This window comes from Rheinheimera sp., from assembly GCF_036782235.1.
GTDB lineage: Bacteria > Pseudomonadota > Gammaproteobacteria > Enterobacterales > Alteromonadaceae > Pararheinheimera.
This window is the reverse complement of the sequence record NZ_DAIPZL010000023.1, coordinates 25,661-34,786: the sequence shown is the minus strand read 5'-3', so window position 1 is coordinate 34,786 and position 9,126 is coordinate 25,661. Positions and strand designations below refer to the sequence as shown.

At 49.2% G+C, this 9,126-nt stretch carries 7 protein-coding genes; 4 read left to right on the top strand and 3 right to left on the bottom strand.

Annotated features, from left to right (window positions below; all coding sequences use genetic code 11):
- The first annotated feature begins 275 nt into the window (after nt 1-275).
- Nucleotides 276-917 (top strand): TMEM165/GDT1 family protein, encoded by a 642-nt coding sequence (locus V7P87_RS16210; RefSeq protein WP_442967981.1) that lies wholly within the window; start codon nt 276-278, stop codon nt 915-917.
- A gap of 54 nt (nt 918-971) precedes the next feature.
- Here V7P87_RS16210 and V7P87_RS16205 read toward each other — a convergent pair whose 3' ends face one another.
- From V7P87_RS16205 to V7P87_RS16195, 3 genes are all read right to left on the bottom strand, one after another.
- On the bottom strand, nt 972-2,513 hold the full coding sequence (locus V7P87_RS16205; RefSeq protein ID WP_333798369.1) for a hypothetical protein: 1,542 nt from the start codon (nt 2,511-2,513) through the stop codon (nt 972-974).
- Nucleotides 2,514-2,879: 366 nt separating this feature from the next.
- Nucleotides 2,880-3,608 (bottom strand): DUF5020 family protein, encoded by a 729-nt coding sequence (locus V7P87_RS16200; RefSeq protein ID WP_333798368.1) that lies wholly within the window; start codon nt 3,606-3,608, stop codon nt 2,880-2,882.
- A 10-nt stretch (nt 3,609-3,618) separates the two neighbouring features.
- On the bottom strand, nt 3,619-5,553 hold the full coding sequence (locus V7P87_RS16195) for a methyl-accepting chemotaxis protein (RefSeq protein ID WP_333798367.1): 1,935 nt from the start codon (nt 5,551-5,553) through the stop codon (nt 3,619-3,621).
- 438 nt (nt 5,554-5,991) lie between these two features.
- Between V7P87_RS16195 and V7P87_RS16190 the strand changes: the two genes are divergently transcribed.
- The 3 genes from V7P87_RS16190 to V7P87_RS16180 all read left to right on the top strand — a co-directional run bounded on the left by V7P87_RS16190 (nt 5,992) and on the right by V7P87_RS16180 (nt 9,049).
- Nucleotides 5,992-8,196, top strand: a complete 2,205-nt coding sequence (locus V7P87_RS16190; protein WP_333798371.1) for a YgiQ family radical SAM protein — start codon at nt 5,992-5,994, stop codon at nt 8,194-8,196.
- Nucleotides 8,197-8,358: 162 nt separating this feature from the next.
- Entirely contained in the window at nt 8,359-8,742 is a 384-nt protein-coding gene (locus tag V7P87_RS16185) for an SDR family NAD(P)-dependent oxidoreductase (RefSeq protein ID WP_333798366.1), read from the top strand.
- Nucleotides 8,699-9,049 (top strand): SDR family oxidoreductase, encoded by a 351-nt coding sequence (locus tag V7P87_RS16180; protein WP_333798370.1) that lies wholly within the window; start codon nt 8,699-8,701, stop codon nt 9,047-9,049. The genes V7P87_RS16185 and V7P87_RS16180 overlap by 44 nt, the downstream gene beginning before the upstream one ends.
- The last annotated feature ends 77 nt before the right edge of the window (nt 9,050-9,126 follow it).

Sequence of the window (9,126 nt, the reverse complement as noted above, 5' to 3'; positions counted from 1 at the left end):
GGTAAATATCCGCACAAAAAATAATGCCAGTCAGCTTAACTGACTGGCATTACAGCTTGGGCTGTGGTTTTTTTTGCCGCGAACAACCTTGCCGCTGTAGCTGATTCAGAAAAATTTGATATCCCCGCTTTTTTGCTTGCACAAGCGCTAGCCGGCTCGCTACAATGCCCGCCTTCCTGCTTGGGGGAGTAATCTGTTGCCAGAAATGGCAGCGTTGTTGTCAACACACTTGTGTCTCAATGCACATGGCAACAGCAACCGGTCCTGCCGGTTTGATGAGACCTGAGACAGCACTGTGGCCCAAAGCGGGAGCCGCAGTTCTGTCTTATGTCCAATTCCCGCTGAGTATTATTATGGATGCCTTGTTTTATTCTTTTACCGGTGTCGCTATTGCTGAAATCGGTGACAAAACCCAGCTGTTAAGTTTATTTCTGGCCGCGCGTTTTCGCTCCCGTCTGGCTATTGTTGCCGGTATTCTGGTGGCCACTTTACTCAATCATGCTGCATCGGCCTGGCTGGGCGCCTGGGTGGCGCAGTTTATTCCGCAAGGTTGGCATGCCTGGTTGCTCGGTGGCTCTTTTATTGCGGTGGCGCTGTGGTTGCTGATCCCGGATAAAGACGACAGTGAAGAAAACGCTGTGCTCAAATATGGTGCTTTTGCCGCCAGTTGTATTTTGTTTTTCCTGGCAGAAATTGGTGATAAAACCCAAATCGCTACAGTGCTGCTGGCTGCCAATTACCCCTCAGAGCTGACGCTGGTGATCATCGGCACCACCCTTGGCATGCTGGCGGCTAACGTGCCTGTGGTTTATGCCGGACGTTATCTGATGGAAAAGCTGCCGCTGAATTTAGCACGCCGCGCTGCCTGCGCCGTGTTTATGCTGCTGGGTGTTATGACCATAGTGGCAGGGCTATAAAAAAACAGCAGCGTATTGCTGCTGTTGTCTTCAACTTTGCTGCGGGGCAGGGCTTTAACCACCAGACTCCAGTTGTTTGAGCTTGGCCTGCGCCTGCTCCCAGTTGCGGGTTAAGCGTTCAATAGTGGCTGTTGAGTTGGTTTTCACAAAAGAAATCTGCTCTAACAGCTGCTGATTCTGCTCTGCCATTTGTTTGCGTTCAGCCTGAGCCTGAGCTGTTTGTTCCCGCAGTTGCAGTACTTCTTCGCGCAGTTGTTTGATGGTTTCACGCTGGCTACTCTGGTGCTCAGCGGTGCTGGCGTTTTGCTCTTTTAATAACGAATTGACTTCGCGAAGTTGCTGCAGGTTTTGCTCCAGCTCCGGCAGATACTGACTGAGTCTGGCACTTTCGCTTTGTGCCTGTGTCAGCTTAAACTGCAATTCATCCAGTTGTTGTTGCTGGCCACTCTGGGCTGCAACTGCTGCATCTCTTTCCTGGCGCAGCGGCGCCACACTTTGTTCTGCTTGTTGTGCCGACGCTGTTAAAGCTTCATTTTGTTGTTGCAACCGACTCAGTTCGGCCTGCAGTGTGTCTAGTTGTTGCTGCAGCTGTTGCTGCTGCGCCACGGTTTGCTGCTGGCTGCTGGCACTATTGCCAAGCTGCTCGGCCAGTTGTTGCTGCTGCTCTGTGCTGCTTTGAAGGGCAGCGGCCAGCTGTTGTTTTTCTGCTTCGCTTTGCTGCAGCTGCTGTTGTAACTGTGCTTCCTGCTGCTGTGCCTGCTGAAATTCACTTTGCAGTTGCAGCTGTTGTTGTTGCTGTGCGCTCAGTTGATGTTCCAGCTGCTGCTGTTTTTCCTGTTGTTGCACAAGCTGCTGCTGAAGTTGTGATAACTGCTGCTCTGCTTGTCTGAGCTCCTGGGTGGCATTGATCTGAGCCTGATTTTTACTGTCAAGTTGCTGCGCCAGTTGGGCATTTTGTTCGGACAACTGCGCCAGCTGCGTGCTCAGTGCTGCCTGATGTTGCAGCTGTAATAACTGTGCTTCTTCCAGAATTTGCCGTTTTTGTTCAGTGTCAGCCAGTTGCTGCTGGCTTTGCTGCAATTCCTGCTGTAACTGTGGCACCTGCTGTTGTAGTGGCTGCAGCAGATATTGTTGTTCGGTTAAGGCACTTTGCAGTTGTAATAATTGGGCTTGTTGCTGTTCTGACGCTTCAAGCGCATTTTCTAATTGTTGTTGTAGCTGGATCTGCTGTTGTTCCAGACTGGCGGCATGGCTGCTGTGCCTGGTTTCACGTTGCTGCGCAGCATACAGTTCTTCTGTCAGCTGATGCTGTTGTTGTTGCAGTTGCTGATAACTTTGCTGCAGGTTGTGTAATTCCTGCTGCAGTTGCGCCGTTAAATTTTGCGCATAACGGTTGGCTTGTTGTTTAAAGGCTGCAACAAATTCGGCGTCAAAAACAAAATCCGGGTCAATTTGTTGTTGTTGCCACTGCAAAAAATGCGGTTCGAGCTGACGGGCTGCTTTGCCGGTGTAATTTGCCAGCGCACTGAGTGAGATGGGCTGGCCGTTGCTTTGCCATTCATCACACAACTGTTTTATTTGCAAATATTCACTCATAAACACAAGCTCCGGCGCCAGCTATCACAAGCGGGCAGCTGTTTGGTATTGTTGGTGTTCAAATTCCGGGAAAGCAGGCCACAGTTTGGGGCTGCGGCTGTGTTGCAGACTAAATTTACTTAGCAGTACAACCAGATAGCGTCGAATTGTAACTTTTTGTTTATGTTTTGGCTACTGCTTGAATACATCCGCTCCGCAATTTGCCACTGAGTTTTATCAGAAAAACGGTCACAGTGCACTAGATCTGCGTTAAAGATTTTGACCTGTCAAAGTGCGCTTAAAAAAAACACCGCAGGTGCGGCGTTTTTAACACAGCGTTTTATTGCTGTGCTTTTGGTGTTGTTTTAGGTTTTGCTGCTGTGCGCTTTAAAAATGCCATTTGACCAGCAGGTTCAGGTTAGACTCGTCGCTGCGAAAGCCCGGGCTATCCTGGATACCAAATTTATTCAGCCAATATGCGTATTCAACGCCCAGATAAAGTTTGCTCTGAATACCCAACAGCGGATGTAACGCCCATTTGAGCTGTGACGTAAAATTCATATGGGCGGATTGAGCAGAACTGGCACTGGCCCAGTCGATAAAACCGTCATAGACAAATTGCTGACCGCCAATCTCAAAAGGCAAACCCCAGACCAGCGTGGCTTGCCAGCTGTCATCAAGGTTTTCATTTTGCCGGCGGTATAAATTCAGCTGAGTGTATTTAAAAGCCGGCAATGCCAAATCAAAACCCACCCCATATAAATAGTTGGTCTGAAAATTCGACATTTCAATTTGGGTGGCAATCAGCACGTCTTTGACCATACCAAATGCCATGCTGTTGCCTGACAGTTTACCCAGGCTAAAACGGGGGGCCCATTCACCATAATTTTCCCTGTTGCCATTGTCGCTGCGTAAATGATCAAGGAACATAAAACTGTCACCCCAACTGGTGCCGGCCACATGCTCCAGGGTATAGACCTGCCGATCCGGATCCCCAACCCGGTAGTTGGAACCTTTTAAATACGTCAGACTTAAGTCCTGCCATAAAATATCGGCATTGGCAGCACCGCAACACAAAAGAGTGGCGCTGGCAAACATCAGCTTTGAAATCTTCATCTTCTGCTCCTTACACTTTAAATTGATTCACCAGCATGCGCAGCTGTTCAGCCCTTTGGGTCAGGCTGTCAATGGCAATGATCTGTTGCTGGGCATTGTGGTGGATATCTGCGGCGCTGCCGGCAATCAGGTGGGCTGATTCATTAATATGTTCCACTACACTGCCTTGTTCTTCAGTGGCTGCTGCCACCTGATGGTTACCGCCGCTGATTTCAGCAAACTTATGCTGAATTTGATTCAGTGACTGCACCGACAGCTGGGTATGTTCTGTCACCTGTTCACTGCTTTGCATGCCTTGTTTAATGGCTTGTAACGACTGATTGGAGGTTTGTTGTAACTGACTGATCTGATCCCGGATTTGTAAGGTTGAATCCTGAGTGCGTTTGGCCAGATTTCTGACCTCGTCGGCCACTACAGCAAAACCACGGCCTTGTTCACCAGCCCGTGCTGCTTCAATGGCGGCGTTTAATGCCAGCAAATTGGTTTGTTCGGAGATAGCGTTGATCACTTCTACTACGGAGTTGATAGCGGACGCTTGCTGGGCAAAATCATTAATGGTGCGATCCACCATCAGCATCACTTTATTCAGCTCTGTCATAGTGTCGGCGGTTTTGGCCATATAGTCGCTGGTGGTCACTGTTTCCTGCACTGCAGTTTCGGTGTCGGACGCAGTGCGGTGGGCAATGCCGGACACTTCCACTATGGTTTGACCCATTTCGGTAATAGCAGTGGCAACCTGATCGGTTTGGGCACGCTGTGCTTCAGTGGCGCTGAAGGTATTGCGTACCAGAGTGGCCAGTTGTTCTATGTCTACTTTAATCGCAGTTTCAGCGGCTTTAATTTCACCGACTAACTGACCCACTTTACCAATAATGCCATTAAAACCTTTGGCCAGATGGCCCAATTCATTATCAGCACTGTCATCGAGCCTTTTGCGCAGGTCACCACCATCGCCTGACATTGCCAGTAAGTCATCGCCAACCCGACGGATGCTTTGACTTAGTGCATTCCCAAACACCACAGTCAGCGCAATAAAAATAGCGGCAATGACCACACTGACGCCAACCGCAATGGCGGTCACTTCATCAATGGCACCGGTGATTTGTGCTGTGGGCATCAGTGCAACTGCAGTCAGGCCAGTGTCACGGACATCCTGAATACCGTAATACACGTCGTTGCCGGCTAGCTCCAGCTTGCCAAAACGAAAGCCTGTATTGCCGTTATTGGTCAGCGCAGCAAAAGCACTGAAGACGCCGGCTTCTTTGATGTTTTTGCCAATCAGACTTTTATCTTTGTGGGCAACAATCAAGCCTTTGGCATTGACTAAAAACAACGAACCTTGTTCACCCAGTTTAAAGCTGCTGACCAAATCAGAAATTTTTGAAATGTCATAACCCAAACCGGCCACAGCAGCCCTTTTACCATCGACATTCACCACCACATTCACAAATAACGTCAGGGTGCCGGTTTTTTCATTGGGATCGATGGCCAGTTCACGTTTTTCAGCGCTTTGCAGAAAATTAAAAAACCAGCTGTCGCGCGGCTCGCTGCTTGAGACTGTTTTAAATACACCTTCTTCAGTGTAATAAGTTTTGCTGGCGTCCGACACCCAGAACATAGTGGAGGCGCCGGAATTTTGTTGCAGCTGCTTAAAATAAGCCAGCACCTGAGCGTGATTGGCCGCTGCTGTTTCGCCACTTCGCATCCAGTCATGTAATAGCGCGTTATCCGCCAAAGCTTCTGACAGCAGGATAGGGCGCATAATTTCGCCTCTGATTTGTTCGCTAACGCGCCCGACACTATTTGGCAGGTATTCATGTTCAGTCTGGCTGTAATACAGGTTGGAGAACTGACTGGTATTGATCCAGGCCGTTACCAGCGTGATCAGTAACAGTGAAACAAACATAAAACCGATAAAAATGGTTTTAATGGTGTACTTATTCATGGGAAAACTCCGCTGGTTTTATCAGCCGCAGTTGCCAGTACCTGATGTTACTTACAACCAAAGCCCGGGTAGCTATTTTGTTTCCAATTTGAGTGTAACTTGTTGAAATAACGCCTGGTTTTCCCTAACGAGCGGTACTTATTCAGTCTATGCAGAATTTGCAAAATAACAAGCTGAGCTCAGACTGAACCGACATCTGAACAAAAATCAATCAGTTAGCTTTGTTAAGGTAATTAAAGCCTGTTGTAACAGGCTGAATGAAGTCCTGCCCAAGCCCGGTTGGCGCCGCCAGGCGGGCTTGAAAGGTTAGTAATTCAGTGAATACTTGAGTATAATGCTCGGCTATTTTTGCCTCCGAATGCCGGCAATCACCGATAGAGTACCCAAGTTATGTCGACAACAGCTTCAGCCTCCCGTAAATCAGCCCCGGTCGCCCGCATGGCCGCCGAGCGTGGCCTGTTTTCGTATCAAAAATACCGGGACGACTCTTTTGCAGCAGCGCCATTTTTACCTATGTCCCGTCAGGAAATGAAAAAACTGGGCTGGGACAGCTGCGACATTATTCTGGTGGTGGGGGATGCTTATGTGGACCACCCCAGTTTTGGTATGGCGGTGGTTGGTCGTATGCTGGAAAGCCAGGGTTTTAGGGTCGGCATCATTGCCCAGCCAGACTGGAACAGCAAAGACGCTTTTATGGCGCTGGGTAAACCCAATCTGTTTTTTGGGGTGTCAGCCGGCAATATGGATTCGATGATCAACCGTTATACCGCCGACAAAAAGCTGCGCCATGACGATGCTTATACCCCGGGTGATGAAGGCGGCAAACGCCCTGACCGTGCTGTGATTGTGTATTCACAGCGCTGTAAAGAAGCTTATAAAGATGTGCCTGTGGTGATTGGTGGTATTGAAGCCAGCTTACGCCGTATTGCCCATTACGATTATTGGCAGGAAAAAGTCCGTCGTTCGATTTTGTTTGATGCCAAAGCTGAAATCCTGATTTATGGCAACGCCGAGCGGCCGCTGGTGGAAGTGGCACATCGCATTGCTGCTGGCGAAACCTTTGATACGATGAAAGATATCCGCGGCACAGCGGTGATTGTTAAAGAGGCGCTGCCGGGCTGGCGCGGTGTGGACTCCACTGCCATTGATAAAGTTGGAAAAATTGACCCTATTCCAAACCCTTATGGCGCTGATGATGTAGGCTGCAGCTCTTATTCCGAGTTTGCCAAAGAAGGTATTGATTTAAGCAAACCACAAGTCGTTGAAGCCAAACCCGTGATGGTGCAGCCGGCCAAACCAAAGCCCTGGGAGCAAACTTATGTCAAGCTGCCGGCTTTTGAGCAGGTCAGCGTCAATAAACCTTTGTATGCCCATGCTTCGCGTATTTTGCACCAGGAAACCAACCCGGGTTGTGCCCGTGCTATTTTGCAGCGCCATGGCGACAGGCATATCTGGGTGAATCCGCCGGCATTTCCGTTAACTACGGAAGAAATGGACGGTGTCTTTGGTTTGCCTTATCAGCGTGTACCACACCCTGTGTATGGCAAAGCCAAAATTCCGGCTTATGAGATGATCAAAACCTCGGTCAATATTATGCGCGGCTGTTTTGGTGGTTGTTCTTTCTGCTCTATTACCGAACACGAAGGCCGCATTATTCAAAGCCGCTCGCAGGAATCGATTTTGAAAGAAATTGAACAGATCCGCGACAAAGTGCCAGGCTTTACCGGTGTGATTTCAGATTTGGGCGGCCCCACTGCCAATATGTACAAACTGCGGTGTAAAAACCCCAAAGCCGAACAAACCTGTCGCCGGCCGTCCTGTGTGTACCCGACTATTTGTGAACATATGGACACCAATCAAAGCCCGACAGTGGAGTTATACCGGGCGGCACGCAAAATTACCGGTGTGAAAAAAGTGTTGGTCGCATCCGGTGTGCGTTACGACTTAGCGGTGGAAGACCCGAATTATGTGCGCGAATTAGTGCAGCACCATGTCGGTGGTTATTTAAAAATTGCTCCTGAGCATACCGAAAGTGGGCCTTTGTCGAAGATGATGAAACCGGGCATGGGCGCTTATGACAAATTTAAAGCCATGTTCGACAAATACAGTAAAGAAGCAGGTAAAGAGCAGTACCTTATTCCTTATTTTATTTCGGCGCACCCTGGCACCACAGATTTAGATATGGTGAATCTGGCGTTATGGCTGAAAGAGCGTGATTTTAGGTTGGATCAGGTGCAAAACTTCTATCCAAGCCCGATGGCCAATGCCACGACGATTTATCACACTGAACTGAACTCACTGAAAAACCTCAAAGGCAACAGTGAAAAAGTGCCGGTGGCCAAAGGCGAGCGGCAGCGCCGGCTGCATAAAGCTTTGTTGCGTTATCACGACCCTAAAGGCTGGCCGATGATCCGTGAAGCTTTACGTAATATGGGACTTGCCAAACTGATTGGCAAAGGCAAAGGTTGTTTAGTGCCGGAAGAAAGCCGTGACGAGCTGAAGTTTAAGCCAAAAGGTGCAGGTCAGGTGGCAGTAACCAAACACACGGGTGTTAATCCGGTCAAAGCGGCGCTGATTAAAAAACAACAACAAAGCGGAAAATCATCAGGTCATGCTGCTTTTAAAAAGAATAAAGGTTCCTAGCAGCCAGACATTGTCACTGATACAGCAAAAGCCGGCACATTAAGCGCCGGCTTTTTTGTTGCTCTTTGTTGGTGCTGGCCTTTTTGTCGCAGTATCTGCGCTTGCCCAAATAGGTATCAGCCGGTTAGTCTGGTTTATGCCAATCAAAGGAGCTGCAGTGTTATGCAAAATCAGCAAAGTAAGCAAACGATGCAACATCTGGTGATCACTGATGGTAATAAAGGTATTGGTCTTTCTTTAGTGCAACATTATCTGGCACTGGGGCATCAGGTCAGTGTGATTTGCCGCCATTCGTCACCTGAGCTGGCGGCGCTGAATGTGCGGGTGTATTGCGGCGTTGATTTGGCCGATCCATTGCAGGTTCAGGCGGTGGCAGCTGAATTTGCAGCAGCCTCAGTGGATGTATTGATTAATAATGCTGGCATTTTTAGTCAGGAAAGCCTGCAGGATTTTTCACCAGAGCGGGTGATGGCGCCAGTTTCAGGTGAACGCTTTGGCGCCTGTGTTATTGTCCCAGGCCATGCTGCCAAGCCTCAGAGCCGGTAGTAAAATAGCGATGATCACCAGCCGCATGGGCTCGATCAGCGACAACAGCTCAGGCGGTTATTATGGTTATCGCATGGCCAAAGCAGCGCTGAATGCAGGCGCTGTGTCCCTGGCCAGAGATTTACAAGCCAAACAGATTGCGGTGGGGATTTATCATCCGGGTTTTGTCCAAACCCAGATGGTGGCTTTTGCCGGCGATATTTCACCAACAGAGGCGGCAAAGCGGCTGGCTGAGCGCATCAGCGAACTGAACCTGACAAATTCAGGGCGCTTTTATCACAGCAATGGCACCGAATTACCCTGGTAAGGCTGTGATAGTCAGAGTGCCGCTTAGAGCGGCTTGTATCAGCACGCTTGGGAGCCATGGTCTGCTGTGGTAGCATA

Bases quoted from the DNA above. Each gene is read 5' to 3' on its own strand.
- V7P87_RS16205 (WP_333798369.1), bottom strand. From the start codon at position 2,513: ATGAGTGAATATTTGCAAATAAAACAGTTGTGTGATGAATGGCAAAGC.
- V7P87_RS16195 (WP_333798367.1), bottom strand. From the start codon at position 5,553: ATGAATAAGTACACCATTAAAACCATTTTTATCGGTTTTATGTTTGTT.
- V7P87_RS16190 (WP_333798371.1), top strand. From the start codon at position 5,992: ATGGCCGCCGAGCGTGGCCTGTTTTCGTATCAAAAATACCGGGACGAC.
- V7P87_RS16210 (WP_442967981.1), top strand. From the start codon at position 276: ATGAGACCTGAGACAGCACTGTGGCCCAAAGCGGGAGCCGCAGTTCTG.
- V7P87_RS16200 (WP_333798368.1), bottom strand. From the start codon at position 3,608: ATGAAGATTTCAAAGCTGATGTTTGCCAGCGCCACTCTTTTGTGTTGC.
- V7P87_RS16185 (WP_333798366.1), top strand. From the start codon at position 8,359: ATGCAAAATCAGCAAAGTAAGCAAACGATGCAACATCTGGTGATCACT.